Below are 316 nucleotides of genomic sequence, written 5' to 3'. Positions count from 1 at the left end.
CTTGGTTTTGATTTTTGAATCTTTCGGTTTCAAACACGGTATTCCCAAAGATGCCGACTATGTGTTTGATGCCCGCTTTTTACCTAACCCCCATTGGGAGCCGGAACTGAAAAACCTGACCGGTCTGGATCCACAAGTGGAGGCCTTTCTTGGCTCTCAAGCTATAGTGACCAAGTTTATCTGGCAAATTCAAAATCTGATTTCTACTTGGCTTCCCCATTTGGAGCGCAATAACCGCAGTTATGTCACTATTGCCATAGGGTGCACCGGTGGTCAGCACCGTTCCGTCTTCGTCGCAGAGAGCCTGGCAAAAACC

The 316-nt window shown here is 47.8% G+C and carries 1 protein-coding gene; it reads left to right on the top strand.

What is annotated here, in order from left to right; genetic code table 11:
- Positions 1-316: RapZ C-terminal domain-containing protein (locus J0A66_RS22515; protein WP_277603624.1), on the top strand; the 316-nt coding region annotated here is incomplete at both ends.

Origin of the sequence: Bowmanella dokdonensis, assembly GCF_017254865.1 — a bacterium.
Lineage (GTDB): Bacteria > Pseudomonadota > Gammaproteobacteria > Enterobacterales > Alteromonadaceae > Bowmanella > Bowmanella dokdonensis.
Note: the sequence above shows the minus strand (reverse complement) of the source record. Positions and strands in the feature narration are given on the sequence as shown.